We start from the raw sequence: 25,530 nt of genomic DNA on the forward strand, positions 1-25,530 counted from the left end.
AATGTCATGACTGCTGACACCGTCTCGGCTGTGCCGAGGCCGCCCGCGCCCAAGTCCGCCGCCCCTGAGATCTCCGGGGCCGAGGCCGTGGTCCGCACACTCGAGCTCCTCGGCGTGAAGGATGTCTTCGGCCTGCCCGGCGGCGCCATCCTCCCCGTCTACGACCCGCTCATGGATGCGTCGGAACTCCGGCACATCCTGGTGCGTCACGAGCAGGGCGCCGGCCACGCCGCCGAGGGGTACGCCTCCTCGTCCGGCAAGGTCGGAGTCTGCATCGCGACGTCCGGTCCCGGCGCGACCAACCTCGTGACCGCGATCGCGGATGCCTACATGGACTCGGTGCCGCTGCTCGCGATCACCGGCCAGGTGTTCTCGACGCTCATGGGCACGGACGCGTTCCAGGAGGCCGACATCGTGGGCATCACGATGCCGGTCACGAAGCACTCCTTCCTCGTCAAGGACGCGTCCGAGATCCCCGGCGCCCTCGCGGCCGCCTACGAGATCGCCTCGACGGGTCGCCCGGGTCCTGTTCTCGTGGACATCACCAAGGACGCCCAGCAGGCGATGGCGCCGTTCATCTGGCCGGCCAAGATCGATCTGCCCGGCTACCGTCCGGTGACCAAGGCCCACGGCAAGCAGATCCAGGCGGCCGCCGCGCTTCTGGCCGAGGCCAAGAAGCCGGTGCTGTACGTCGGCGGTGGCGTCATCCGCGGTCGTGCATCGGCCGAGCTGCTCGCCCTGGCCGAGACCACCAATGCACCGGTGGTCACGACGCTGATGGCCCGTGGCGCGTTCCCCGACTCGCACCAGCAGCACCTCGGCATGCCGGGTATGCACGGCACCGTTCCTGCGGTGCTCGCGCTGCAGGAGGCCGACCTCATCGTGTCTCTCGGAGCCCGCTTCGACGACCGCGTGACCGGCAAGGCCGCGCTGTTCGCCCCGAACGCGAAGGTGGTGCACGTCGACATCGACCCCGCCGAGATCTCCAAGATCCGCACGGCGGACGTGCCGATCGTGGGCGATGTGCGCGATGTGCTCGTCGACCTCGAGTCGGCGTTCCGCAGTGCGACCGAGACGACCACTCCCGACACCGAAGAATGGTGGTCGTACCTCGACGGACTCCGCAACGAGTTCCCCCTCGGCTACGCTCCGACGACCGACGGTCTGCTCGCGCCGCAGTACGTGATCCAGCGGATCGGCGAGCTGACGGGCCCGGAGGGCATCTACGCCGCCGGTGTCGGGCAGCACCAGATGTGGGCCGCGCAGTTCATCAAGTACGAGCGCCCCAATGCCTGGCTGAACTCCGGGGGAGCGGGCACGATGGGTTACTCCGTCCCCGCCGCGATGGGTGCGAAGGTCGCCGAGCCCGACCGTGTGGTGTGGGCGATCGACGGCGACGGATGCTTCCAGATGACGAATCAGGAGCTCGCGACCTGCTCGATCAACAACATCCCGATCAAGGTCGCGATCATCAACAACTCCTCGCTCGGCATGGTGCGTCAGTGGCAGACGCTGTTCTATGACGGACGCCACTCGAACACCGACCTCAACACGGGGCACGGAACCGTGCGCATCCCGGACTTCGTGAAGCTGGCGGAGGCCTACGGCTGCCTCGCCATCCGCGTGGAGAAGGAAGAGGAGGTGGATGCCGCGATCAAGCTCGCTCTCGAGACGAACGACCGCCCCGTGGTCATCGACTTCGTCGTCAGCGCGGACTCCATGGTCTGGCCGATGGTTCCCCAGGGCGTGAGCAACAGCTACGTCCAGTACGCCCGCGAGCACGCGCCCGCATTCGACGAGGAGGACTGACCATGTCGACTCACGTGCTGAGCCTCCTCGTGGAGAACACCCCGGGTCTGCTGACCCGCGTCGCAGGGCTCTTCGCCCGCCGCGGCTTCAACATCGACTCGCTCGCGGTGGGCGTGACCGAGGTGCCCGGCATCTCGCGCATCACCGTGGTCGTCGACCTCGAGGACCTTCCCCTCGAGCAGGTGACGAAGCAGCTCAACAAGCTGATCAACGTCATCAAGATCGTCGAGCTGGACTTCCCGACGTCGGTGCAGCGCGAGCACATGCTCGTCAAGGTGCGCACTGACAACGCGACGCGCTCGAACGTGATCGAGGTCGCGAACCTGTTCCGCGCCTCCGTCGTCGACTACGCGTCGGACGCCCTCGTGATCGAGGTCACGGGGGACCGGGGCAAGGTCGACGCTCTGCTTCGCGCCCTCGAGCCCTTCGGCATCAAGGAGATCGCGCAGTCGGGTCTGCTGGCCATCGGCCGCGGCGGCAAGAGCATCACGGAGCGCGTCCTGCGCGGCTGACCAGTCTTCACACACGTACACGAACACCAATCAAGGAGAGAAACCAGTGAGCACCGAGATCTTCTACGACGCAGACGCCGATCTGTCGATCATCCAGGGCAAGAAGGTCGCGATCGTCGGCTACGGCTCGCAGGGTCACGCGCACGCGCAGAACCTTCGCGACTCGGGCGTCGAGGTCGCGATCGCCCTCAAGGAGGGCTCGAAGTCGGCACCGAAGGCGGAGGAGGCCGGCTTCGCGGTCAAGACCGTCGCCGAGGCGACGCAGTGGGCCGACCTCATCATGATCCTCGCGCCGGATCAGCACCAGCGCACGATCTACAGCGAGTCGATCGCTCCGAACCTGACCGAGGGCAAGACGCTCGCCTTCGCACACGGCTTCAACATCCGCTTCGGCTACATCGACGCTCCCGAGGGCGTCGACGTCATCCTCGTCGCACCGAAGGCACCGGGTCACACCGTGCGCCGTGAGTTCGTCGCCGGCCGCGGCATCCCCGACATCATCGCCGTCGAGCGCGATGCATCGGGCAACGCCTGGGCGACCGCGCTCTCATACGCGAAGGCCATCGGTGGCACCCGCGCCGGCGTCATCAAGACCACGTTCACCGAAGAGACCGAGACCGACCTGTTCGGCGAGCAGGCAGTGCTCTGCGGTGGCGTCAGCCACCTCGTGCAGGCCGGCTTCGAGACGCTCACCGAGGCGGGCTACCAGCCGCAGATCGCCTACTTCGAGGTTCTGCACGAGCTCAAGCTCATCGTGGACCTCATGTGGGAGGGTGGCATCGCCAAGCAGCGTTGGTCCGTCTCCGATACCGCTGAGTACGGCGACTACGTCTCGGGCCCCCGCGTCGTCACCCCCGAGGTCAAGGAGTCGATGAAGGCGATCCTCGCCGACATCCAGAACGGCGCCTTCGCGAAGCGTTTCATCGACGACCAGGACAACGGCGCCGAGGAGTTCCTCGCGCTGCGCGCCAAGGAGGAGACGCACCCCATCGAGGCCACCGGCAAGGAGCTGCGTTCGCTCTTCGCATGGAAGCAGCAGGATGAGGACTACGTCGACGGCAGCGCCGCTCGCTGACGCTGATCCGACACGAAGGGCCCGGTGCGATCCGCACCGGGCCCTTCGTCGTGCAGCGGGGGAGTCACTCCGCGGCGGGAGCATCCTCCACCACGGCGGGGGCGTCGTCCCCGTTCGCCCATACGGGTGCGGGCAGCACGGTGTCGACCTGGCCGCCCTGGATCTCACGCAGTGCCGCCTCGATGTCGTCCGCGTTGAGCGGTACGGCGAGACCGCACGTGTTCAGCTCCGATGCGAACTTGAGGGTGAGTCGGCTCTTGCCCGCCTCGACGGCCTCTGCGGTGGTTCCGGTGCGCTTCTCGCTGCCGGTCTGGATGTCGGAGACCTCGTCGCACACGTGATACACCGCTCCGCCGTCGACCCAGACGACCTCGTCCTTGCCGAGCAGCTGGATCACCGCGGACTGATCGGCGGTGTACTGCTCGACGGAGGGCGGGGTGAAGTCGACGCCGATGACCGTCGCGAGCACGGCGAGGACGATGCCGACGATGCCGGCGGTGGCCTTCTGGCCCTTGTCCATGTCCTTGTTGAGGAAGATGAGGATGATCAGGGGGAGGAACGCGACGATCGCGATGATCGCACCGAGCTGGTTCTGCACGAAGAACCGCAGCGTCTCGGACTTCCGCGCAGGATCCAGGCGGTTGGCCTTCTTCCACAGGATCGAGCCGGTGATCGCGAGCGCGGCGATGACGACGAGCAGCACGAGCAGCGTGACGAACGCCCACTGCGGGAACTGCGGGGTGACCCCATGCTCCTCGAGAAGACCGGTGTCGGGGTCTCGCAGGAGCGTGCCGTCCTCTCCGACGTACACGCGCTGACGGAGCAGCCAGAAGATGCCGACGGCCTCGGCGGCGATCGCGACGACCCACAGCGCGACAGCGATCCAGCGGAAGGTGGTCGCTTTCGATTTCGCCGCGGCGGTCGGCTTCCACCCTGCGGCGGGCTCGTCGACGGAGCCACTCGGTGCGCTCTGCTCGACGTTCTTGTTCTGCTCTGCCACGGTGATCCTCTCCAGACCGGGCACCTGCGGCCCAGATGCCCCCGAGCATAGTGGACGCCGTGTCCTACGCTGGAGACATGACTTCCGATTCCGACGACGCCCTGAGCTGGGACGGCGATGAGGGCGTCGGCGCCGCAGAGCAGGCCTCGAAGGCGCCCGCTCCGAAGCGGTCCGAGCCGCAGGCCGCGCCCGCCGAACACCCGACGAGCGACCCCTCGCTGCCCGACGGGTGGAACGCGGTGGGCAAGGGGAGCGACACGGTCGGTCATCTCGAGACGGAAGAGGATCGGCAGCCGCTGAGCACGGCGATGCTCCTGATCCTCGGCGTCGTCGGAGGCATCTATCTTCTCTACAGCGTCGGCTGGGTCGTCGGAGGGCTGCGGCTCAAGCCGCTCGCGAACTTCTTCGTCATCGACGCGATGTTCCTGCCGTGGTTCGTCCTGGCCGTGGCTGCGCCCTTGCTGTGGTTCGTCGCGAGCTTGGTGCTCACTCGCGGCAAGGCGGGATGGATGCGGGTGGGTGCGCTGCTCCTCGGTGTCGTGCTTCTCGTGCCCTGGCCCTTCGTGACGATGGGAGCCGTCGGACTATGACCGGAACACAGATCTCACAGCCGGCTCCGGCGGCGTCGCCCCGCTGGCTGTCCGGGCTCGTGCTCGGCCTCGCCGGGCTCTTCTACGCGTATGCGATCTGGAATGCCGTCGCGCATCTGATCACCATGTCTCAGGTCGGATTGAGCGGTATCGGGTGGGCCACCCTGCTCTTCGGTGTCGTCTTTCCCGCGATCGTCTTCGTGTTCGCCTCTCTCATCGGCAGGCGGAGGTCCGCGGGCGAGCTCGCTCTCGTGCTCCTGGCGGGCCTCGGCATCGTCGCGGTCTTCTGGCTGAGTCTGCTCGCATACAGCCTGACGCTCGCGGCGTCCTAGTCGGTCCGACGGACGCTCGGGCGTCACACGGCACGGAGCAGCAGGGCTGCTCGGGTACAGTTGGAGTGATCGCGCCCCCACGGTGTGCGGCGCATCGGCCCCCTGTCGCGCTGCCCCGAAGGATCCCTGTGCCGAAGCCCGTCGTGCTCCTCGCCGAAGTTCTCTCACCCGCCACGATCGAGGCCCTCGGCCCCGACTTCGACGTCCGCAACGTCGATGGCACCGATCGCGAGGCGCTGTTCGCATCGCTCGCCGATGCTGACGCGGTGCTCATCCGCTCCGCGACGCAGATCGACGAGGAGGCGCTCACCCACGCTCCGAAGCTGAAGGTCGTCGCCCGCGCGGGCGTCGGACTCGACAACGTCGACATCAAGGCCGCCACGACGGCCGGTGTCATGGTGGTCAACGCGCCGACGTCGAACATCGTCTCCGCCGCGGAGCTCACGGTCGGGCACATCCTCAGCCTCGCCCGTCGCATCCCCGCCGCGCACGCATCGCTCTCGGCGGGTCAGTGGAAGCGCAGCTCCTTCACGGGGGCCGAGCTCTTCGAGAAGACGGTCGGAATCGTGGGCCTCGGCCGGATCGGCGCGCTCGTCGCCGCTCGCCTCGCCGCGTTCGACATGCGTGTCGTCGCGTATGACCCCTACGTCACCTCGGCCCGCGCCCAGCAGCTGGGCGTCCAGCTCCTGACTCTCGACGAGCTCGTCGCCGAGTCCGACTTCCTCACGATCCACATGCCGAAGACGCCCGAGACCACGGGGATGATCGGCGCCGAGCAGTTCAAGGCCATGAAGCCGACGGCGTTCGTCGTCAACGTCGCTCGTGGCGGACTCATCGATGAGGAGGCGCTTCACGCCGCACTCGTCGCCGGCGAGATCGCCGGTGCGGGTCTCGACGTCTTCACCTCCGAGCCCCCGGCAGAGGGCGGCACGGCGCGTCCGCTGCTCGACCTTCCGAACGTCGTCGTCACCCCGCACCTCGGAGCCAGCACCGAGGAGGCCCAGGAGAAGGCCGGCGTGTCGGTCGCGCGCTCGGTGCGCCTCGCTCTCGGCGGAGACCTCGTGCCGGATGCCGTGAACGTCGCCGGAGGCGTGATCGATCCCTACGTTCGCCCCGGCATCTCGCTCGTCGAGAAGCTCGGCCAGATCTTCGCCGCTCTCGCGACGTCGCCGCTCACGAGCCTCGATGTCGAGGTGCACGGCGAGCTGAACGACTACGACGTCAGCGTGCTCAAGCTCGCTGCCCTCAAGGGCGTCTTCACGAACATCGTCAGCGAGACGGTCTCGTACGTCAACGCGCCGCTGCTCGCCGATCAGCGCGGGATCGCGGTCCGCCTGCTGAAGGATGACGTGAGCGACGAGTACCGCAACGTGATCACCCTCAGCGGCGCTCTCTCCGACGGCTCGCAGCTCTCGGTCTCCGGAACACTCACCGGCCCGAAGCAGTCCGAGAAGCTGGTCGCCATCAACGACCACGCGCTCGAGCTGCCGATCGAGAAGCACCACGTCGTGATGCTCTACACCGACCGCCCCGGAATCGTCGCCGTCTACGGTCAGAAGTTCGGAGAAGCGGGCATCAACATCGCCGGCATGCAGATCTCGCGTCTCGGCGCAGGAGACCAGGCGCTCAGCGTGCTCACGCTGGATTCGCCAGTGCCGGACGACCTGCTCGACGACCTGCGCGGCTCCATCGACGCGGACCTCTTCCGTCAGATCGAGATCACCGAGGTCTGAGCGGGGGACACCCCGGTCAGCAGAGCGGGAGGGCGGCCGAAAGGCGGCCCTCCCGCTCTCTGCATTCGGGGCCGGTGTCAGGGTGCGGTCGCGCGCAGCACCAGCGCGATCAGATCCGAGAGCTCGTCGCTGCGGGGGACCAGTCGTTCCGGCCCGTGCACGTCGAGGGAGTTGTTGAAGTAGAGCCCGTCGCTCAGCAGCATCACGAGGTCCAGGCTCGCGGTGTCCCGCACATGGGGGCGGATCGTGGCCTCCCATCGGTCCCGGTTCCTGCGCAGCGCGTCGGCTGCCGGCGCCGAGCCGCCCTGCGCGAGTCGCGTCGCGGCGATCAGAACGCGATCCAACGCATCGTCCTCCATGACGGAGGTACGCACGTAGTACGCCACCGGTCCTTCTTCGGCCGTCGTCATCCGGTCGAGATCCAGGGTCGTGAGCGCGTCGAGGCGTTCGATCAGCCCGGCGGCCAGATCCTCTTTCGAGCCGAAGTGGTACAGAAGCCCGCCCTTCGAGACGCCGGCGACCTTGGCCGTCGCATCGAGCGTGGCTGCGCGTTCACCGTCTTCGATGACGATCGCTTCGAAGGCGTCGAGAACGCGTTCTCGCGCCAGGGGAGGTCGGGGCATCGGGATCCTCTGTTCGTCTCGCATCACAGTACCGCGGCAGTGTGACGATTCTGTTACTATACCATCTGGACGGTTTAGTAACGATGCCGTCGTGACTCTGAGAGGTGTTCCATGACCCGTACTGCGTCGATCCCGACGACAGAGACGGATGCTCCCCGCGTCGGAGCCCGAGGCTGGGCGGCGCTCGTCGTCCTCATGCTGCCGGTGCTCCTGGTGTCGGTGGACAACACGGTGCTGAGTTTCGCGCTCCCCGAGATCTCCATCGCGCTCGCGCCCACCGGCGCCGAGCAGCTGTGGATCATCGACGTCTACCCGCTCGTGCTGGCCGGACTCCTCGTGACCATGGGCACCCTCGGCGACCGCTTCGGACGTCGGCGGATGCTGCTGATCGGCGCGACGGGCTTCGCGGCGGTGTCGGCCCTGGCTGCCTTCGCGCCGACCGCCGGCCTGCTGATCGCCGCCCGTGCCCTCCTCGGCTTCTTCGGCGCGATGCTGATGCCGTCGACCCTGTCCCTCCTGCGTTCGATCTTCCAGAACCGGGATCAGCGTCGTCTCGCGATCGCCGTGTGGGCGTCCGCATTCTCGGCCGGATCCGCTCTCGGGCCGATCGTGGGCGGATTCCTGCTCGAACACTTCGACTGGGGCTCGGTGTTCCTGATCGCCGTCCCCGTGCTCATCCCGCTGCTCATCGCCGCGCCGCTGCTTGTGCCCGAGAGCCGTGACCCGAACCCCGGTCGCATCGACATCGTCAGCATCGTGCTGTCGATGGCCGCGATGATCCCCGTGGTGTACGCGATCAAGTCGCTCGCCGTCGAAGGACCGAGCCTCACCGCCGGCGGCTGGGCGCTGCTCGGCATCGTGATGGGCTACCTGTTCGTGCGGCGTCAGCTGCATGCCGAGGTGCCGATGCTCGACATGGCGCTGTTCCGCCGGGGCTCCTTCTCCGGTGCGATCCTGGTGAACCTTCTGAGCGTCGTCGCGCTCGTGGGCTTCCTCTACTTCGTGTCGCAGCACCTCCAACTGGTCCTCGGCCTCTCGCCGATGACCGCGGGGGCGGCGCTCGTGCCCGGGATGATCGCGATGATCGTGGCGGGACTCTCGGTCGTCCCGATCTCGCGTCGGGTGCGCCCGCACATCCTGGTGCCGGCAGGACTCGTCTTCTCCCTCGCCGGATACCTGCTCGTCGCGTTCACGACCTCCGATCACGGTGTCGCGCCACTGATCATCGCCTTCGTGGTGCTCGGAATCGGCATCGGTGCGGCCGAGACCATCTCGAACGAGCTGATCCTCTCGAGCGCGCCCGCCGAGAAGGCGGGAGCCGCGAGCGCGGTGTCCGAAACGGCCTACGAACTCGGCGCCGTCCTCGGCACCGCGGTGCTCGGTGGCCTGATCACGGCCTTCTATCGCGGGGCCCTGGTGATTCCGGCGGGTATTCCCGCGGATGCGGCGCACGCGGCGAAGGAGACCCTCGCCGGTGCCTACACCGCAGCGCAGGAGCTGCCGGCACAGCTCGGCGATGCACTGTGGGATGCGGCTTCCGCGGCCTTCGGCTCGGGCGTCCTGGTGACCTCGCTCATCGGTGCGGGCCTGGTCGTGCTGGCCGGACTCATCGCGGCCGTCACACTGCGCAAGACCCCCTCGCACTGACCAGTACGCTGGGAGAACCGGCCCGCTCGGCATCCGTCCGAGCGCTGGCCGGTTCATCCCGATGCAAGGAGTGTCATGTCGCGTGTCGTGAAGCTGGCCGTCATCCCCGGTGACGGAATCGGCCCCGAGGTCGTCGCCGAAGCGGAGAAGGTCCTGGATGCGGTCACCGCGTCGAGCGACGTGACGTTCGACAAGACCCGCTTCTCGCTCGGTGCCGCGCGGTACCTCGAGACGGGCGACACGCTGACGGATGACGACCTGAAGGCGATCTCCGACCACGACGCGATCCTGCTCGGTGCCGTGGGCGGGACCCCTGGGGACCCCCGTCTCAAGGACGCGAACATCGAGCGCGGGCTGCTGCTCAAGCTCCGCTTCATGCTCGACCACTACGTGAACCTGCGTCCGTCGAAGCTCTTCGCCGGTGCCGCGGGTCCTCTGTCCGACCCGGGCGACATCGACTTCGTGGTCGTCCGCGAGGGCACGGAGGGGCCTTATGTCGGCAACGGCGGTGCGATCCGCAAGGGCACACCGCATGAGGTCGCGAACGAGACCTCGGTGAATACGGCGTTCGGCGTCGAGCGCGTCGTGCGCTACGCCTTCGACCTGGCCGAGCGTCGCAGCAAGAAGGTCACGCTCGTGCACAAGACCAACGTGCTGGTGCACGCCGGCGCGATCTGGCAGCGCATCGTGAACGAGGTCTCTGCCGAGCACCCGGACGTCGCCGTGGACTACCTGCACGTCGATGCCGCGACGATCTTCCTGGTCACCGACCCCTCCCGTTTCGACGTGATCGTCACCGACAACCTCTTCGGCGACATCCTCACCGACCTCGCGGGCGCGGTCACCGGCGGCATCGGACTCGCGGCCTCGGGGAACATCAACCCCGACGGCGCGTTCCCCTCGATGTTCGAGCCGGTCCATGGATCCGCGCCCGACATCGCGGGACAGCAGAAGGCCGACCCCACCGCCGCGATCCTCTCGGTCGCGCTGCTGCTCGACCACCTCGGACTCACCGGAGAGGCCGCTCGCGTGAGCGCCGCCGTCGAGTCCGACATCGCGTCCCGCACAGGGGCGCGCAGCACCGCGGAGGTCGGCTCCGCGATCACCGCTCTGCTCTGAGCGACAGGCGTAGGCTGGAAAGGCGCGAGGACGCGCGCCGCACGAGGAATGGATGACGAGATGACGACCATCGACGCCGAGACCGCCGTGGCTCCGCTGGAGTTCGCGGTGACCAAGAACCTGACCGCCGCGACACCCGGTCGGGTCGCCGAGGTGCACGAGAACCCCGGATTCGGCGTTGTCTTCACCGACCACATGGTGGACATCTGCTGGTCCACGAAGGGCGGATGGCACCGTCCTCGCGTGCAGCCGTACGGACCGATCCCGCTCGACCCTGCCGCATCCGTTCTGCACTACGCCCAGGAGATCTTCGAAGGCATCAAGGCCTACCGCCACGCCGACGGCTCGATCCACACCTTCCGTCCCGACCGCAACGCGGCGCGTCTGCAGGCCAGCGCCCGCCGACTCGCACTGCCCGAGCTGCCGACGGAGTACTTCATCCAGTCGCTGCGCGAGATCATCGCCGTCGATGGCCGCTGGGTCCCGTCCGGCGAGGACCAGAGCCTGTACCTGCGCCCCTTCATGTTCGCCAAGGAGGCCTTCCTCGGTGTGCGTGCGGCCCAGAAGGTCGCGTACTACGTGATCGCGAGCCCTGCGGGCGCCTACTTCAGCGGTGGCGTGAAGCCCGTGCGGATCTGGCTCTCCGAGGACTACGCGCGTGCGGGCAAGGGCGGCACCGGCAAGGCCAAGACCGGCGGCAACTACGCGTCGAGCCTGTTGGCGCAGAGCGAGGCCTCGTCGAAGGGATGCGACCAGGTCGTGTTCCTCAACGAGGAGCGCAACGTCGAGGAGCTCGGCGGCATGAACGTCGTCTTCGTGTTCAAGGACGGCCGCGTCGTGACTCCCGAGTCCGACAGCATCCTCGAGGGCATCACGCGCGACTCCCTGCTGCAGCTCGCCGAGGATCGCGGCTACACGGTCGAGAAGCGACCGATCTCGATCGACGAGTGGCGCCAGGGTGTGGCATCCGGCGACATCGTCGAGGTGTTCGCCTGCGGCACCGCCGCCGTCGTGACTCCGATCGGTGCCCTCGTCGGTGAGGGCTTCGACGAGGCGCAGCCCCTCGGCGAACTCGCCCTCTCTCTGCGCGAGGAGCTGACGGACATCCAGTACGGACGTCGCGAAGACAGGCACGGTTGGCTCCTGCGCCTCGACGCCTGAGCTGAACGGCCCCGAGACCCCGCTGTGCGCACTGCGCAGAGCGGGGTCTCGTCTTTCTGCACCCTGGCTAGGCTGGTGGCATGAAGATCGCCCGATTCAGCCATGACGACGCCATCCTCTTCGGGATCGTCGATGACACCGACCTCGTCGTCCTCTCGGGCGATCCGCTCTTCGCCGGATACGAGCCGACGGGCGATCGTGTGCCGATCGCGGACGCGGTGATCCTCGCGCCGGTGATCCCGCGCTCGAAGATCGTGTGCGTCGGTAAGAACTACCACGACCACGCGGCCGAGATGGGGGGAGTGGCTCCTGAGGAGCCGCTGCTGTTCCTCAAGCCGAACACCGCCGTGATCGGCCCCGGAGATGCGATCGTGCGCCCGTCGATCTCGGACCAGACCGAGTACGAGGGTGAGCTCGCCGTCGTCATCGGCAAGGTCGCCAAGAACGTCACCCAGGCGGATGCGCTCGACCATGTACTCGGCTACACCATCGCCAACGACGTCACCGCTCGCGACCTCCAGCGCAAGGACGGACAGTGGTCACGCGCGAAGGGGTTCGACACGTTCTGCCCCCTCGGGCCCACCATCAGCACGGATTTCGACCCGTCGGTCGCGACCATCGAGACCCGCGTGAACGGGGAGGTCCGCCAGAAGGCGCCGCTGACCGACATGATCCACTCCGTCGAGGCGATCATCGAGCACGCGTCGGCCGTGTTCACCCTGCTTCCCGGTGACGTCATCCTGACGGGCACCCCGGCGGGTGTCGGCACGTTCGACGCCGGCGACACAGTCGAGGTCGAGATCACCGGACTGGGGATCCTGCGCAACACCGTGCGCGACGCCGTGCGCGCATCATGACCGTCGTCGCTCTGACGGCGACCCAGCAGGCAGCCGTTCAGCGACGCACGGTGCTGGTGCTGTCACTCGGACAGGTGCTCGGTGGGATCGCCTTCGGAGCGACGGTGTCACTCGGCGCTCTGCTCGCCGCCGATCTCTCGGGGAGCGACGCGCTCTCCGGTCTCGCCACGGCATCGGTCACCCTGGGGGCCGCGTTGTGCGCGATCCCGCTCGCTCGCCTGGCCTCGAGGGTCGGCAGGCGTCGTGCACTGACTCTGGGCAATCTGTTCGCACTCGTCGGCATCGCCGTGGTGATCCTGGCCGCGTCGCTGCGGGTGTTCCCCCTGTTGCTCGTCGGTATCCTCATGATCGGTGCGGGCAATGCCGGCAACCTCCAGTCGCGGTTCGCCGCCACCGATCTCGCCGCCCCGCAGCACCGCGGGCGCGATCTCTCGATCGTCGTGTGGGCGACCACGATCGGCGGCGTGGCCGGTCCGCTCCTGCTCGGGCCGGGAGAGATCGTCGGCGAGGCCATCGGCATGCCCCCGCAGACCGGCTCGTACGCGTTCTCCTTCGTCGCCCAGTGCGCGGCGCTCGCTCTGTACCTCGTCGCGCTGCGACCCGATCCTCTGCTCGCGGCCCAGGGACTCGCCAAGGCTGCGGCGGCGGTGCCCGGGCGGGTGGCGGCCGATCGTCCGGTCGTCGCCCGATACGCGATCTTCGCGATCGCAGGGTCACACGTCGTGATGGCATCCGTCATGGCGATGACGCCCGTGCACCTCGCCCACATGGCGCACGGCAGCGAAGGCATGGCACCGACGCCTGCCGATGTCTCCGCCCTGGTCGGAATCACGATCGCGCTGCACGTCGGTGGGATGTACGCGCTGTCGCCGCTCTTCGGCATCCTGGCCGATCGCTGGGGACGGCTTCGGGTGGTGCTGCTCGGTCAGGTGCTGCTGGGCGGGGCGCTCGCCTTCGCCGTGTTCGTGAACGATCAGGAGTGGGGTGTGATGGTCGCGCTCATCCTGCTCGGGCTCGGCTGGAGCGCCGCGACGGTCGCCGGGGCGGCATTGCTCACCGAATCGAGTGCACCCGAGGTCCGCACTCGACGGCAGGGCAGGAGCGATTCGCTGATGAGCCTGTCGGCTGCGGCCGGGGCTGTGATGGCCGGGGTGATCCTCTCGAACTTCCAGTACGCGGGGCTCGGCATCGCCGCATCCGTGCTCGTGATCGCGATCGTCGTGCTCTCGCCCCTCGGACGTTCCGCGACACGATGAAGGACTGGGCGGGTACGGGCCGCGCGTACGCCGATTCGTACGCCTCGCTGTGCGTCGGGACCGCTGCCTTCCTGCTCGACGAGCTCGGGGAAGCGCGTGGGCGCACCCTGCTCGATGTGGGCTCGGGCACCGGATCGCTCTCCGCGGCGTTCGCCGGCGCCGGCTGGAGCGTCACCGGATGCGAGCCGGAGTCGACGATGAGGGAGATCGCGTCGCGAGAGCACGCCGGGATCCCCGTGGTCGACGGGGCACTGCCGCAGCTGCCTTTCCAGGAAAGGGCCTTCGATGCGGTCGTCGCCAACTTCGTGCTGAACCACGTCGCCGATCCGCGGATCGCGGCACGGGATCTCTCGCGAGTGTCGGCCGACCTGGTCGCGGCGACCGTCTGGACGAACTCGCCGACGTGGCTGTGGCGCGAAGTCTGCGACCGCGCGGGGCTCACGCCGTCGGCGGGGGACCGGCTGCCCCCGGAGAAGGACTTCGAGCGGACGGTCGACGGCTTCGCGCGGATGCTGGACGACGCGGGCTGGACGGGCTCTCGGGTGTCGGAGGTCACCTGGACCTGGTCTGCCGGAGTCGCCGCGCTGTGGGCGTCCGCAGAAGGGGGGATCGGGGGAGCCGGGCAGTTCTACCGTGCGCTGGACAGCTCGGAACGCGGTGCTTTCCGCGCGGCCTTCGACGCGGTGTGCTCCCAGCGGACCGTCGACGGTCGTGTTCCGCTGGAGCACTCTGCGGCGATGGCGATCCGCTCGCGCCGCTGAGATCCGCGCGTCGCGAGGGGCATCCACCGGAGCACCGCAGTGCGGCCTGCGGCCCTCGGTGCCGCGTCCGCCTGGGACGGCGCGACACCGAGGCGTGGGAGTCGCAGCGCTCAGGTGTACCAGGTCGGCTCGGGCACTTCGTTCTTCAACACGAACGTCCCGACCTCGCGCTTCTTGTACGCGATCGGATCATGGAGGCTGTGCGTTCGCAGATTGCGCCAGAAGATGTCCAGTCCGACCGTGTTCGCAGACGCACGTGCTCCAGTGAGCTCGTAGACCTTCGTGGCGACCTCCAGACCGTCGTCGACGATCCGGAGCTTCCCCGCCGCGATCCGGACAGCGATCTCACCGCGACGGCGCGCCGTGAGATCCTCTCGGGGTGCATGCAGCACGCCACTGATCTCCGCACCCACGGCATCCAGCAGGGCCTCGTCGGCCCACAGCTTCGACGCGAGCTCGCCGTAGCCCTCGAGCAGGTACCACTCGTCCGTGGCGTGATGCTTGTCGTCTCCGCCGTACGGCCAGGGGCGGGTCGTGGTGCGCGTGTACGCGGACGCCGTCTCGAGCGCACCCTGCGCGATGCCGAGATAGAAGTTTGCGAACACGAGCTGGATCGCCGGGACGTTCAGCGTGTTGTAGGTGAGCGGCTGGAACTCCTTGTCGACGAATCCCGCAGCGGAGGCCCAGGGAACGCGTACGTCTCGGATCTCGACGGAGCCGGACTCTGTGAGTCGCTGCCCCAGGTTGTCCCAGTCGTCTGCGAAGACGATCCCCTCCTGCGCGGTCGGGACGATTGCGAAGACGTGTGTGTCAGTGCCCTCGAGGATGCCTTCGAGAACGGTGAGGTCCGAGACCTGCCCGCCGGTGGAGAAGGATTTACGCCCTGAGAAGATCAGATCGTCGCCGTCTTCTCGGATGACGAGGTCGGAGTCCCGGGGGTTGACAGCCCCTCCGAAGAGGAAGTCGTTCGTCGTGTAGAGCTCCTCGACGGAGGCGATCTGATCGTCGGTGGCGACGAGCCGCGCGGCCCACGCCCAGAGGTAGTGGTAGCCGAGCAGCTGGCCGATCGATCCGTCGCCCCTGGCGACGGTGCGGATCACCTTGTACGCCGTGTCCCAGCTCTCGCCCGCGCCGCCGTGGATACGGGGGCCCAGCAGCGTCACCAGTCCGGATTCCTTCAACTGCCGGACTTCGGCGTGTGGCGTCGCGTTCGCCCGATCGCGCTCGACGGCATCCGCCGCGAGGATGTCTGCCACCTCCTGTGCGCGGGCGAGCCAGCCTGCGCTGGTCTGTGGTCTTGCGGCGTCCTGCCATCGGTCCTCGAGACCCGTCGTCACTGCATTCGTGAGTGTCACGTTCTTGCCCTTCCGTCTGTGGGTTCGGTGTTACGTTGCGGCAACGATAGGAGCAGGTCGGCGCCGAACGCGGGTTGTTTCCCCGGGTGAGTGACTGTTACCCACGGTGACCCCGGGTCTCGTCCCTGGTCGCCCCGCCGTGAGCCCCTGTGGCGTGCCGCGCCGGCAACTAGAATCGGAGGGATATGGCTACTCCGCACCCCCTCACCACGACCGCCAGTGGCGCCGACGTCCGCGTCCGCTTCTGCCCTTCGCCGACCGGACTGCCGCACGTCGGCATGGTCCGCACCGCGCTCTTCAACTGGGCCTACGCCCGTCACACGGGCGGGAAGATGGTGTTCCGCATCGAGGACACCGACGCCGCCCGTGACAGCGAGGAGAGCTTCCGTCAGCTCGTCGATGCGCTCACGTGGCTCAAGATCGACTGGGACGAGGGCGTCGAGGTCGGTGGCCCGCACGCTCCCTATCGCCAGTCCGAGCGCCACGACATCTACCGCGGCGTGATCGACAAGCTGCTGGCGACGGGTGCGCTCTACGAGAGCTACTCGACCGCAGACGAGATCGACGCCCGCAACGAAGCGGCCGGGCGTGCGAAGCAGCTCGGATACGACAACTTCGATCGCACTCTGACCGACGAGCAGAAAGCGGCGTTCCGCGCTGAGGGACGTCAGCCCGCACTGCGTCTCCGAGTGCCCGAGGAAGACCTCACCTACGTCGACCTGATCCGTGACGAGGTGACCTTCCCGGCCGGATCGTTCCCCGACTTCGTGGTCGTGCGACCCAACGGCATCCCGCTGTACACCTTCGTGAACCCGGTCGACGACGCTCTCATGGGCATCACCCACGTGCTCCGTGGCGAAGACCTGATGCCCTCGACGGCTCGCCAGCTCGCCCTCTACGCGGCGTTGATCGAGGCCGGCGTCACGACCTTCGTGCCGCGCTTCGCGCACATGCCGCTGGTGCTGGGGGAGACCGGCAACAAGAAGCTCTCCAAGCGCGACCCGCAGGCCGACCTCTTCCTGCACCGCGATCGCGGCTTCATCCACGAGGGTCTGCTCAACTACCTGGCCCTTCTCGGCTGGTCGATCGGTCCCGACCGCGACGTGTTCTCCCTCGAGGAGTTCACCGACGCGTTCGACATCGTGAACGTCAACCCGAACCCGGCCCGCTTCGACCAGAAGAAGGCCGAGTCGATCAACGGCGACCACATCCGCACCCTGGGGGAGAAGGACTTCGCCGAGCGCACGATCCCCTACCTCGCGGCTGCAGGGCTCTTCGACGAGCCCACGCACGAGCAGCTCGTGATGGCGTTCCGCGTCGCACCGCTGGTGCAGGAGAGGGTGCAGCTGCTGGGCGAGGTGCCCGGGATGGTGGGCTTCCTGTTCACCGACGACGTGTCCTACGACGCCGACGCGCTCAAGGGTCTCCCCGCGAACGCCGCAGAGGTGCTCGACGCGTGTGTCGCTGCTCTCGAACCGGTGACCGAGTTCACCCCGGAGAAGGTCCAGGAGGCTCTCGCCGAGGCCCTGGTCGAGAAGCTCGAGCTCAAGCCTCGGATCGCCTACGGGCCGCCGCGTGTCGCGATCACCGGCCGCCGGATCTCGCCCCCTCTTTTCGAGTCGATGGAACTGCTCGGCAAGGACGAGTCGCTGCGACGCCTTCGCGCACTCTCGGAGTTCGTCTCGAACTGAGTCGTTCCGAGCGTGGCACGAGGGAGGGCATCCGACGGATGCTCTCCCTCTTCGCCTTCGTCATCGGAGTGCGACTCGCCCGGACGACCCGGGGCGTTTTGGCATTCGGGGCGAGGCTCGGGTAGGCTTGACTCTCGGTGCGAGGCTCAGGTTTCGCCCTTGGGGTATGGTGTAATTGGCAACACGGCGGTTTCTGGTTCCGTTGTTCTTGGTTCGAGTCCAGGTACCCCAGCAAGACAAAAACCCCCGCGAGAGCGGGGGTTTTGTCGTATCCGGTGGTGTCTACTCGCACTCTCCGATGAACCCGAGGTAGCAGACGGCCTCATGGGTCACTGCTGGCTCGTAGTCGTCGTTCGAGACCTGTCGGGTGTCGATCTCGGCGCTGCGGTGCAGGTTGCCGTAGGAGCCCAGCGTGGCCACGTAGTACCCGTCGCCGTCCTGGGCCTTCATCTCGTCGATCGCGCTCTTGTACTCGGTGCAGAGCAGTGTCGCCGTCTCGGTGAGCTCGACATCGGCGCACGCCGCGGTGTAGGTGGCGGACATCTGGTTCGTGCAGTCGGTCCAGTCCTGGTTGACCGTGCACGGGTTCACGTCGTCCATGCTGACGTCGTAGCGTCCGGTCTCATACTCTTCGCTGTGGAAGGTCTCGGGCTTCTCCGGGGAATCGACCTTGGTCCAGTGCCGGGCTGTGGTGAAGGCAACGACGACGACGATCGCGGCGATCAGCAGCAGTGCCCCGATGATCGAGAGGGCGACCCAGAGGCCGACCCTCCTCTTCTTGGCCGGCTCGCCGTCTGCAACAGGTCCGTACCCGGGATACGCCGGGTTTCCGGTGGCGGCGCCGTCGTACCCCGGGTACGCGGCCGTCGCGGCGTACGCCGGATCCACGGGTGCGGCGGTCGGCGCGCCGTACGGGTCGACGAGAGGAGCGGTCGGCTGCGCGTCGAAGGTCGGCTGCGCCTCGTAGGCGGGCGGAGGCGCATCGAAAGCGGGCGGCGGCGCATCGTAAGCGGGCGCATCCGATGCGGGCGGCGGAGGCGTCTGCGCGGCCGGCCGGAGCGAGAGCCAGTACGCGTACCAGCTCTGCGTGGAGCCCGGATCTGCGGCGACCTGCTGCGCTTCGACCTCGGTGAGCTGTAAGCCGAGGGAACCGCGCAGATCCGGTCTCGTCAGGGACTCACGGAACTCCTCGAGTGACATCGTCATAGTGAAGAGAATGGCAGACCTGAGCGTTCGCAGACAATCCGAGAGAGCGTGCCCTACCAGTCGGATCCCGCCCGCGCCATGCCCTTCACGTCCGTGCGCCGCCGCGGCATCGTTGCGAGCGATTCAGCACGCTGGCGGACAGGAAGGTCGAGGATGGCGCTCAGACGAGTCGTTCCGGGGGAGGAACCGGGAATCCGGCGTCGTCGATCCGGTTCCGGATTCAGGTACCTCGATGCGGGCGGCGACCCCGTCTCCGAGGCCGACCGTGAGCGGATCCACGACCTCGCGATCCCGCCGGCGTGGAAGGACGTCTGGATCGCCGCCGATCCTCTCGCGCATATCCAGGCCGTCGGCACGGATGACGCCGGTCGACGCCAGTACCTCTATCACCCGCTGTGGCGGACGGGACGGGACCAGCGCAAGTTCGCCCGGGCACTGCGACTGGCAGAGGCATTGCCCGCGGCCAGGGCGAAGGTGACGCGCGCGATCGGGGAATCCGGCCTGACACGCGAGCGGGCGCTCGCGGTGGCGTTCCGGCTCCTCGACGATGCGGCCCTTCGGATCGGCTCGGAACGGTACCTCGTGAAGCACGGCAGCCGAGGGCTCTCGACGCTTCGACGCCGCGATGTGCGTATCGACGGAAGCACCGTCTCCCTGAGCTTCCCTGCCAAGAGCAAGCAGCTGGCCTCGATCGAGATCTCGGATGCCGCCCTGGCCGAAGCGCTGTCGGAGTTCGCGGTCGGATCCCCGCGCGCCGCGCTGCTCGCCTATCGAAAGGGTCGCCGCAGGGTGCGTCTGACCTCGGGGGAGGTGAACGACTACCTGCGGGAGGTCGCGGGGGCTGCGTTCACGGCGAAGGACTTCCGCACGCTGCACGGCACGATCCTCGCGGCGGATGCGCTCGCGCGGATCGGTCGGCTCGAGACGAAGAACGAGCGACGGCGTGCCGAGCGTCTGGCCGTGCAGGCCACGGCCTCGGCGCTCGGCAACACCCTCGCGGTGGCTCGGGGGAGCTACATCGACCCGCGCGTCTTCCGGCTCTACGCGCGCGGCCGCACCCTCGATCTGACCGTGTCGCCCGAGACGGCGATCCGCAGGCTGCTCGGGCGCTGACCGCGCGTCAGTTCGCGCGCGGGTAGGTGTAGAAGCCTTCCCCGGTGGCGACGCCGAGCTTGCCCTTGTCGATGTACTGCTCCTTGAGCAGCTCGGCGAAGCGCTGCTGCTTCTCGCCACCCATGCGAGAGATGTTGTAGGCCGTCGTCAGCCCCACGATGTCGTAGATCTCGAAGGGCCCGGCCGGTGCCCCGGTGCCGATGCGCCAGGTCGCGTCGATCGCCTCCGGTTCCGCGATCCCGTCGACGAGCAACTCGGCGCCCGCCTCCAGGAATGGCACGAGAAGTGAGTTCAGGAGGTATCCCGCCTTCTCCTTCTTGATCTCGATCGGGACCATGCCGATCTGCGCGGCGAAGTCGACGACCTGGTCGTAGACACCGGGAGCGGTGTCGGGTGTGCCCATCACCTCGGCGGTGTTGTGCGACCAGATCTCGTTCGCGAAGTGCAGCGCGAGGAAGCGATCGGGGCGGCCGGTCGATTCGGCCAGCGCGCTGGGAAGGAGGGTCGAGGAGTTGGTCGCGAAGATCGTCGTCGCCGGCGCCACTCCGGCGAGCGTCCGGTAGATGCTCTGCTTGAGCTCCAGGCTCTCCGGCACCGCTTCGATGATGAGGTCTGCGTCAGAAGCTGCATCCGCGAGATCCGAGGTCAACCGGATGCGTCCGATCGCGCTCTGCGCGCCTCCGTCGGCGGCGTTCTCCACACCGTCCGCGACGTAGCGCGCGGCGAGTCCCTCGAAGCGCTCGGCTGCGCGGTCGAGCGCCGCCTGATCGATGTCGTAGGCCACGACGTCGAATCCGTGGAAAGCGGTCTGGAACGCGATCTGCGATCCGAGGACGCCGGTGCCGAGAACGGTGATGTTCTTCATTTCTCTTCCTTCTGTGGTGGCCTTGTGGGCCGTGGTCACGATGCGGCGTCGCCGCGGTCGAAGCGCAGGAGGTCATGCGCGAAGCGCGAGACCTCCGCGTCCGACCACTGCGCGAGATGGGTGTCGATCACGTGCCGCAGCGTGTCGAGTGTCCTGCGGAAGGCGTCTTCACCGTCCGGCGTGAGTGCGAGAGGGCGTCCGCGTCCTGCCGTCGAGGGCATCTCCTGAACGAGTCCCAGCGCGATGAGGGAGGAGAGCTGGCGGGACACCGTCGAGCGGTTGAGGCGGAACATCTGCGCGATGTCGGTCGAGCGGATCCCCGGCTCATCGGCGATGGCCATCACGATCGACTGGTCGGTGATCGACAGGTGCGTCTCGCCGGAGCGGGCGTCGACCAGACCGCGTCGCGTGATCGCCAGGAGGGATCTCAGCACCGTGGCGCTGTCCTGCCCTCGTGCGTCCGCATCCTCGATCTGTTGCATACTGCAACTCTAGAACTCACTGTTGCATAGTGCAACTCACGCGTCGTGACGAAGCGCGGACATCGGGCCCGGATGACAGGATGGAGGAATGCACACAGCCAACCTCACGCGAGAGGAGACCGCCGCGCGATCCGCCGCGATCTCCGTGCGCAGCATCCGCGTCGAACTCGATCTCACCGGAGCGCCCGAGCGGGCGCGCACGGGGTTCCCGACGGTGACGACGCTCGAGTTCAGCTCGACGGTCGAATCGACCTGGCTGGACTTCATCGGCGAGAGCGTGGAGCGCGTCATCGTCAACGGTGCCGAGCAGGAGGTCGTCCACGACGGTGCCCGCATCGCTGTACACGGTCTCGTGGACGCCAACATCGTCCGCGTCGAGGCCGTCGGCGCCTACAGCCGTTCGGGTGAGGGGCTGCACCGCTTCCACGATCCGGTCGACGACCGCACGTACCTGTACACGCAGTACGAGCCCGCCGACTCCCGGCGCGTCATGGCGTGCTTCGAGCAGCCGGACATCAAGGCGTCCTATACGTTCGTGATTGATGCGCCGGCGGGGTGGGAGGTCCTCTCGAACCAGTCCGCAGCAGCCGTCGACGTCGGTGTCGGCGTGCAGCGCGTCGAGTTCGCCCCGACGCTGCCGATCTCGAGCTACATCACCTCGATCGCCGCGGGTCCCTACGCCCGCGTCGACGGCGACTGGCGGCGCGACGAGCAGCACATCGCGCTGGGAGTGCTCGTGCGACAGTCGCTGGCGCAGTATCTGGAGTCGCACGAGATCCTCGACGTCACGCGTCAGGGCCTCGATTTCTTCACGGATGCTTTCGACTACCCGTACCCCTGGGGCAAGTACGACCAGATCTTCGTGCCCGAGTACAACCTCGGCGCGATGGAGAACCCGGGGCTCGTCACCTTCACCGAGGCGTACCTCTCGCGAGGCGCCGCGACGGACGCCCAGCGGGCGGCTCGCGCGAACACGATCCTGCATGAGATGGCCCACATGTGGTTCGGCGACCTCGTGACCATGAAGTGGTGGGATGACCTGTGGCTCAAGGAGTCCTTCGCCGACTACATGGGCTCGCACGCGTCTGCGGTCGCAACACGTTTCCATGATGCGTGGGTGAAGTTCGCCGCCAATCGCAAGGCCTGGGCCTACCAGCAGGATCAGCTTCCGACGACTCATCCGATCGTCGCGGACATCACGGATCTCGAGGCGGCCAAGCTCAATTTCGACGGGATCACCTATGCCAAGGGCGCAGCCGTCCTCAAGCAGCTGGTCGCCTTCGTCGGGGACGACGCGTTCTTCGAGGGCGCTCGGCGGTACTTCGCCGCGAACGCGTTCGGCAACACGACGCTCGACGACTTCCTCGTCGAGCTGAGCGCGGTGTCGGGTCGCGACATGTCCGCGTGGTCAAGGGCCTGGTTGCAGACGACGGGTGTCTCGACGCTCGAGGTCGAGACGGATGCCGAGGGGGCGACCGTGCTCGTCCAGAGCGATCCTCGCCCTCACCGCCTGCGCGTCGGGTTCTACGACCGCGTCGAAGGTCGCGTCATCCGCCGCGAGCAGATGGCGATCGACATCCACGACGAGCGCACTCCGGTGGACCTGCCCGACGCCGATCTCGTTCTGCTCAACGACGACGATCTCACGTACGCCAAGGTGCGCCTCGACGAGGCTTCGCTGGCGACCGTGCAGGACTCGCTGTCGGCCGTCGAGGACCCTCTCGCGCGGGCGGTCATCTGGTCGTCCCTGTGGAACGCGACGCGGGACGGCGAACTGCCGGCGACCCGGTACACCTCGATCGTGCGAGCACATGCGCCGCGGGAGTCGAACATCGGACTCCTGGCCGGTGTTCTGGCGAACGCGCTGTTCGCGATCCGACACTATGTCGCGGATGATGTCACGCGTGACGAGCAGCGACGGTGGGTGGAGACCGCGTGGAGCGCTCTGCACGCAGCGGATGCCGGGAGCGACGCGCAGCTCTCGTGGGCCCGTGCTCTCGCGGCGGCGTCGGCCTTCGACGATGCACGTGCCGGAGACCTCCGGGCGATCCTCGACGGCGACGCCCCTGAGGGGTTGATCGTCGATCCCGACCTGCGATGGCAGCTGCTGACGGCTCTCGTGACGACCGGCCATGCCGGGACCGACGAGATCGCGGGCGAACAGCACCGTGATGACACCGGAAGCGGTCGCACCGCCACGCGCCGGGCTCTCGCGTCGCGCCCGGACGAAGCGGTCCGTGCCGAGGCGTGGGCCGCGGCGTGGGGCGACGAATCGCTCAGCAACGACCACCTCGACGCGGTGATCGCGGGCGTCCGCGCCGGCGGGCGCCGCGACCTGATCGCGGGCTTCGATGAGCAGTACTTCGCCCGGATCGGCGATGCCTGGGCGGGGCGGAGCATCGAACTGGCGCGGCGTCTCGTCGTCGGCCTCTTCCCGGCGACGCCGAGTCTCGCTCTGGTGGATGCCTGGATCGCCGAGAACGGATCGGCACCTGCCGCCCTGCGCCGCGTCGTGGTCGAGCAGCGTGACCATCTCGCTCGAGACCTCCGCGTGCGAGCGGCCCAGGCTCAGTAGGTGTCCAGCGCCTCGGCGGTCGACTGCCCGACGGCGAGGTACTCGGGTCGATCGTCGCTCTGCGTCAGCAGGATGAGGGCGATGTAGGCAGCCCACGCTCGCGCCCGCACCCAGGTCGCATCGTCGTACCGCGAATCCGTGGCGTCCCGGAACGCACCCAGCCCCGGAGCATCGAAGAGCATCCATGCCGATGCGAGATCGTAGGCGGGGTCGCCGACGGTGACGTCGCCGAAGTCGATGAGTGCGGCGAGCCGTCCCTCGTGCACGAGCAGGTTTCCCGGGTGCAGATCCCCGTGGATCCAGACCTGTTCGACACACGGTCGTGCTGCGAGGCCGTCGACCCAGGCGCCGCGCAGGGCCGACCGTGCGGGAAGGGTGTCGAGTCGAGGACGCATCACGTCGTCTCGAGTGATCAGGGCTCGACCGCGCACGGGGTTGAGTGGTGCGTCGACGGGGGCGGGGGCATGAAGGGCCTGGAGCGCCGCTGCGAGTCGCGGTGCCCAGGCGGCGTTCTCGGCTCGCGGCGCGCGGAGGGCGTTCGTGCCTTCGATCCAGGGGGTGACTGACCACGGCCACGGGAAGACGTCGCCCGGTTCGCCCGCGATCACGGGGATCGGAGTCCGGATGCCGAGCACCGCGAGCGCCGGACCGATCTCGGGGAGGGCTCGCTGCTCGTTCGCGATGAGCGGGACGGCGAGGGCGCGGCGGGGGAGGCGGACGACGAGCTCTGATCCCAGCCGCCACATCGAGTTGTCCCACCCGTCGGCGAACAGCGTCAGGGGAAGGTCGGCCAGTTCCGGGGCAGCGGCGCGAAGCAGAGTGCGTACACCGCCCTCGTCGAGCGACCACTCGGCCGAGGGGGAGTCCGCCATGCTCAGATGTCGAGCGAGTCGCCCGGCTCGAGCACCGAGAACTCACCGCCGCCCTGCTCTGTCGCCCACTGCAGGCGCTGGCGATGCATGGTCTTGCCGGCCACCGAGAGCGTCATGTCGTGCGTCCCGAACGCGCGACGCGGCTTCACGGCGAGCACGTAATCCATCGCCTCGCCGATCTTCAGCCACGGAGCGCCGAGGGGAGCGGCGAGGGTGCCGACCTCGATGCCTTCCGGCACGGCATAGGAGTCTCCGGGGTAGTAGAAGTCGCCGTTCACGAGCACGCCGACGTTCTCGACGGTCGGGAGGGACGAGTGGATCACCTCATGCGTTCCTCCGAAGAAGCGCAGCGAGAACGCTCCGGCGTCCACCGCGTCACCGGGCGCCACGACCGAGATCTCGTAACCGTCGGCGGCACTCGCGACGCCGGCAGGCGCATAGATCGGCGTGCCGGGGGCGGCGCGCAGGATGCGATCGAGGTGCTCAGGGGTCCAGTGGTCGGGGTGCTCGTGGGTGATGACCACGGCGACGAGGCCGGCGAGATCGTTCAGGGGAGCCGTGAACGAACCCGGGTCGATGAGGAGGACGTCATCGCCCTGCTGGAGGCGAAGAGCCGCATGTTCGAATTTCGTGACGCGCATGGGATGAGTCAACTCCTTCCGAGCCTCACTGGCAAACCGCTGGCCGGTGCGCCACGCCCGGGAATCGAGGAGGGCGCGGCTCGATTTGGCGGCGCGAGAATCGTCGTGGCATACTTGAACAGTTGTCGCGGCACGGAAACGTTCCGCCAGACGGCCCCATCGTATAGCGGCCTAGTACGCTGCCCTCTCACGGCGGTAACGCGGGTTCGAATCCCGCTGGGGTCACACAACACACGAAAGCCCTCGGTTCTCCGA

Annotated in this window: 22 protein-coding genes, 2 tRNA genes and 1 pseudogene; 17 read left to right on the forward strand and 8 right to left on the reverse strand. The window is 67.9% G+C overall.

Features of this window, described 5'->3' with window-relative positions; all coding sequences use genetic code 11:
• Window positions 1–6: 6 nt before the first annotated feature.
• The 3 genes and pseudogenes from JOF42_RS10195 to ilvC form a co-directional block, all read left to right on the forward strand.
• Window positions 7–1,809, forward strand: coding sequence for an acetolactate synthase large subunit (locus JOF42_RS10195; RefSeq protein WP_210097755.1), 1,803 nt, complete (start codon window positions 7–9; stop codon window positions 1,807–1,809).
• Window positions 1,810–1,811: 2 nt separating this feature from the next.
• A complete protein-coding gene (gene ilvN, locus JOF42_RS10200; RefSeq protein ID WP_210097756.1) occupies window positions 1,812–2,321 on the forward strand; it encodes an acetolactate synthase small subunit in 510 nt (169 codons plus the stop codon).
• Window positions 2,296–3,396: pseudogene (gene ilvC, locus JOF42_RS10205) on the forward strand (ketol-acid reductoisomerase); the annotation flags it as partial. The gene ilvN and the pseudogene ilvC, both read left to right, overlap by 26 nt.
• Before the next feature lie 64 nt (window positions 3,397–3,460).
• On the opposite strand, the gene JOF42_RS10210 reads toward ilvC, so the two are convergent.
• Window positions 3,461–4,396 (reverse strand): hypothetical protein, encoded by a 936-nt coding sequence (locus JOF42_RS10210; protein ID WP_210097757.1) that lies wholly within the window; start codon window positions 4,394–4,396, stop codon window positions 3,461–3,463.
• A 77-nt stretch (window positions 4,397–4,473) separates the two neighbouring features.
• Here JOF42_RS10210 and JOF42_RS10215 point away from each other — a divergent pair, with 77 nt between their 5' ends.
• The 3 genes from JOF42_RS10215 to serA all read left to right on the forward strand — a co-directional run bounded on the left by JOF42_RS10215 (window position 4,474) and on the right by serA (window position 7,051).
• Complete coding sequence (locus JOF42_RS10215) at window positions 4,474–4,986, forward strand: hypothetical protein (RefSeq protein WP_210097758.1); 513 nt, start codon at window positions 4,474–4,476, stop codon at window positions 4,984–4,986.
• The gene (locus tag JOF42_RS10220) at window positions 4,983–5,318 is read left to right on the forward strand and encodes a hypothetical protein (protein WP_210097759.1); all 336 of its coding nucleotides are present in this window, start codon (window positions 4,983–4,985) and stop codon (window positions 5,316–5,318) included. The genes JOF42_RS10215 and JOF42_RS10220 overlap by 4 nt, the downstream gene beginning before the upstream one ends.
• A 128-nt stretch (window positions 5,319–5,446) precedes the next feature.
• Window positions 5,447–7,051 carry a phosphoglycerate dehydrogenase gene (serA, locus tag JOF42_RS10225; RefSeq protein ID WP_210097760.1) on the forward strand — a complete coding sequence of 535 codons (1,605 nt, stop codon included), beginning with the start codon at window positions 5,447–5,449 and terminating at the stop codon, window positions 7,049–7,051.
• A 77-nt stretch (window positions 7,052–7,128) separates the two neighbouring features.
• On the opposite strand, the gene JOF42_RS10230 is transcribed toward serA, so the two are convergent.
• On the reverse strand, window positions 7,129–7,674 hold the full coding sequence (locus tag JOF42_RS10230) for a TetR/AcrR family transcriptional regulator (protein ID WP_210097761.1): 546 nt from the start codon (window positions 7,672–7,674) through the stop codon (window positions 7,129–7,131).
• Between the two features lie 111 nt (window positions 7,675–7,785).
• On the opposite strand from JOF42_RS10230, the gene JOF42_RS10235 reads away from it, so the two are divergent.
• The 6 genes from JOF42_RS10235 (at window position 7,786) to JOF42_RS10260 (ending at window position 14,475) form a co-directional block, all read left to right on the forward strand.
• The gene (locus tag JOF42_RS10235) at window positions 7,786–9,321 is read left to right on the forward strand and encodes an MFS transporter (RefSeq protein ID WP_210097762.1); all 1,536 of its coding nucleotides are present in this window, start codon (window positions 7,786–7,788) and stop codon (window positions 9,319–9,321) included.
• A gap of 75 nt (window positions 9,322–9,396) precedes the next feature.
• Window positions 9,397–10,440, forward strand: coding sequence for a 3-isopropylmalate dehydrogenase (locus tag JOF42_RS10240; protein WP_210097763.1), 1,044 nt, complete (start codon window positions 9,397–9,399; stop codon window positions 10,438–10,440).
• Window positions 10,441–10,500: 60 nt separating this feature from the next.
• Entirely contained in the window at window positions 10,501–11,601 is a 1,101-nt protein-coding gene (locus JOF42_RS10245; RefSeq protein WP_210097764.1) for a branched-chain amino acid aminotransferase, read from the forward strand.
• A gap of 80 nt (window positions 11,602–11,681) precedes the next feature.
• Window positions 11,682–12,458 (forward strand): fumarylacetoacetate hydrolase family protein, encoded by a 777-nt coding sequence (locus JOF42_RS10250; protein ID WP_210097765.1) that lies wholly within the window; start codon window positions 11,682–11,684, stop codon window positions 12,456–12,458.
• On the forward strand, window positions 12,455–13,714 hold the full coding sequence (locus JOF42_RS10255) for an MFS transporter (protein ID WP_210097766.1): 1,260 nt from the start codon (window positions 12,455–12,457) through the stop codon (window positions 13,712–13,714). The genes JOF42_RS10250 and JOF42_RS10255 overlap by 4 nt, the downstream gene beginning before the upstream one ends.
• Entirely contained in the window at window positions 13,711–14,475 is a 765-nt protein-coding gene (locus tag JOF42_RS10260; protein ID WP_210097767.1) for a class I SAM-dependent methyltransferase, read from the forward strand. The genes JOF42_RS10255 and JOF42_RS10260 overlap by 4 nt, the downstream gene beginning before the upstream one ends.
• Before the next feature lie 110 nt (window positions 14,476–14,585).
• Here the strand turns inward: JOF42_RS10260 and JOF42_RS10265 are convergent, their stop codons facing one another.
• A complete protein-coding gene (locus JOF42_RS10265; protein ID WP_210097768.1) occupies window positions 14,586–15,830 on the reverse strand; it encodes an acyl-CoA dehydrogenase family protein in 1,245 nt (414 codons plus the stop codon).
• Window positions 15,831–16,015: 185 nt separating this feature from the next.
• On the opposite strand from JOF42_RS10265, the gene gltX reads away from it, so the two are divergent.
• Together gltX and JOF42_RS10275 are read left to right on the forward strand one after the other, a co-directional pair.
• A complete protein-coding gene (gene gltX, locus JOF42_RS10270; protein WP_210097769.1) occupies window positions 16,016–17,521 on the forward strand; it encodes a glutamate--tRNA ligase in 1,506 nt (501 codons plus the stop codon).
• A 160-nt stretch (window positions 17,522–17,681) separates the two neighbouring features.
• Window positions 17,682–17,753: transfer RNA gene (locus JOF42_RS10275), tRNA-Gln, on the forward strand.
• A 50-nt stretch (window positions 17,754–17,803) separates the two neighbouring features.
• Here the strand turns inward: JOF42_RS10275 and JOF42_RS10280 are convergent.
• Window positions 17,804–18,727, reverse strand: a complete 924-nt coding sequence (locus tag JOF42_RS10280) for a hypothetical protein (RefSeq protein WP_210097770.1) — start codon at window positions 18,725–18,727, stop codon at window positions 17,804–17,806.
• Between the two features lie 153 nt (window positions 18,728–18,880).
• On the opposite strand from JOF42_RS10280, the gene JOF42_RS10285 reads away from it, so the two are divergent.
• The gene (locus tag JOF42_RS10285) at window positions 18,881–19,840 is read left to right on the forward strand and encodes a DNA topoisomerase IB (protein WP_210097771.1); all 960 of its coding nucleotides are present in this window, start codon (window positions 18,881–18,883) and stop codon (window positions 19,838–19,840) included.
• A 7-nt stretch (window positions 19,841–19,847) separates the two neighbouring features.
• Here JOF42_RS10285 and JOF42_RS10290 read toward each other — a convergent pair whose 3' ends face one another.
• Entirely contained in the window at window positions 19,848–20,705 is an 858-nt protein-coding gene (locus JOF42_RS10290) for a 3-hydroxyacyl-CoA dehydrogenase (protein WP_210097772.1), read from the reverse strand.
• Window positions 20,706–20,740: 35 nt separating this feature from the next.
• On the reverse strand, window positions 20,741–21,187 hold the full coding sequence (locus JOF42_RS10295; protein WP_210097773.1) for a MarR family winged helix-turn-helix transcriptional regulator: 447 nt from the start codon (window positions 21,185–21,187) through the stop codon (window positions 20,741–20,743).
• 88 nt (window positions 21,188–21,275) lie between these two features.
• Between JOF42_RS10295 and pepN the strand changes: the two genes are divergently transcribed.
• Window positions 21,276–23,762 carry an aminopeptidase N gene (gene pepN / locus JOF42_RS10300; RefSeq protein ID WP_210097774.1) on the forward strand — a complete coding sequence of 829 codons (2,487 nt, stop codon included), beginning with the start codon at window positions 21,276–21,278 and terminating at the stop codon, window positions 23,760–23,762.
• On the opposite strand, the gene JOF42_RS10305 is transcribed toward pepN, so the two are convergent.
• Window positions 23,756–24,634 carry an aminoglycoside phosphotransferase family protein gene (locus JOF42_RS10305; protein ID WP_210097775.1) on the reverse strand — a complete coding sequence of 293 codons (879 nt, stop codon included), beginning with the start codon at window positions 24,632–24,634 and terminating at the stop codon, window positions 23,756–23,758. The two genes, pepN and JOF42_RS10305, sit on opposite strands and share 7 nt — an antisense overlap.
• A gap of 2 nt (window positions 24,635–24,636) precedes the next feature.
• Complete coding sequence (locus JOF42_RS10310) at window positions 24,637–25,275, reverse strand: MBL fold metallo-hydrolase (protein ID WP_210097776.1); 639 nt, start codon at window positions 25,273–25,275, stop codon at window positions 24,637–24,639.
• A gap of 152 nt (window positions 25,276–25,427) precedes the next feature.
• On the opposite strand from JOF42_RS10310, the gene JOF42_RS10315 reads away from it, so the two are divergent.
• Window positions 25,428–25,500, forward strand: a tRNA-Glu gene (locus tag JOF42_RS10315).
• The last annotated feature ends 30 nt before the right edge of the window (window positions 25,501–25,530 follow it).

The sequence above is a fragment of the Microbacterium phyllosphaerae genome (genome assembly GCF_017876435.1).
In the GTDB taxonomy this organism is placed as follows: Bacteria; Actinomycetota; Actinomycetes; order Actinomycetales; family Microbacteriaceae; genus Microbacterium; species Microbacterium phyllosphaerae.

Coding starts and splice junctions, on each gene's coding strand:
- JOF42_RS10280 (WP_210097770.1), bottom strand. CDS start 18,727: ATGACGATGTCACTCGAGGAGTTCCGTGAGTCCCTGACGAGACCGGAT.
- JOF42_RS10195 (WP_210097755.1), top strand. CDS start 7: ATGACTGCTGACACCGTCTCGGCTGTGCCGAGGCCGCCCGCGCCCAAG.
- JOF42_RS10240 (WP_210097763.1), top strand. CDS start 9,397: ATGTCGCGTGTCGTGAAGCTGGCCGTCATCCCCGGTGACGGAATCGGC.
- JOF42_RS10260 (WP_210097767.1), top strand. CDS start 13,711: ATGAAGGACTGGGCGGGTACGGGCCGCGCGTACGCCGATTCGTACGCC.
- JOF42_RS10295 (WP_210097773.1), bottom strand. CDS start 21,187: ATGCAACAGATCGAGGATGCGGACGCACGAGGGCAGGACAGCGCCACG.
- JOF42_RS10255 (WP_210097766.1), top strand. CDS start 12,455: ATGACCGTCGTCGCTCTGACGGCGACCCAGCAGGCAGCCGTTCAGCGA.
- JOF42_RS10290 (WP_210097772.1), bottom strand. CDS start 20,705: ATGAAGAACATCACCGTTCTCGGCACCGGCGTCCTCGGATCGCAGATC.
- JOF42_RS10245 (WP_210097764.1), top strand. CDS start 10,501: ATGACGACCATCGACGCCGAGACCGCCGTGGCTCCGCTGGAGTTCGCG.
- JOF42_RS10215 (WP_210097758.1), top strand. CDS start 4,474: ATGACTTCCGATTCCGACGACGCCCTGAGCTGGGACGGCGATGAGGGC.
- JOF42_RS10235 (WP_210097762.1), top strand. CDS start 7,786: ATGACCCGTACTGCGTCGATCCCGACGACAGAGACGGATGCTCCCCGC.
- JOF42_RS10220 (WP_210097759.1), top strand. CDS start 4,983: ATGACCGGAACACAGATCTCACAGCCGGCTCCGGCGGCGTCGCCCCGC.
- ilvN (WP_210097756.1), top strand. CDS start 1,812: ATGTCGACTCACGTGCTGAGCCTCCTCGTGGAGAACACCCCGGGTCTG.
- JOF42_RS10230 (WP_210097761.1), bottom strand. CDS start 7,674: ATGCCCCGACCTCCCCTGGCGCGAGAACGCGTTCTCGACGCCTTCGAA.
- pepN (WP_210097774.1), top strand. CDS start 21,276: ATGCACACAGCCAACCTCACGCGAGAGGAGACCGCCGCGCGATCCGCC.
- gltX (WP_210097769.1), top strand. CDS start 16,016: ATGGCTACTCCGCACCCCCTCACCACGACCGCCAGTGGCGCCGACGTC.
- JOF42_RS10310 (WP_210097776.1), bottom strand. CDS start 25,275: ATGCGCGTCACGAAATTCGAACATGCGGCTCTTCGCCTCCAGCAGGGC.
- JOF42_RS10285 (WP_210097771.1), top strand. CDS start 18,881: ATGGCGCTCAGACGAGTCGTTCCGGGGGAGGAACCGGGAATCCGGCGT.
- JOF42_RS10250 (WP_210097765.1), top strand. CDS start 11,682: ATGAAGATCGCCCGATTCAGCCATGACGACGCCATCCTCTTCGGGATC.
- JOF42_RS10305 (WP_210097775.1), bottom strand. CDS start 24,634: ATGGCGGACTCCCCCTCGGCCGAGTGGTCGCTCGACGAGGGCGGTGTA.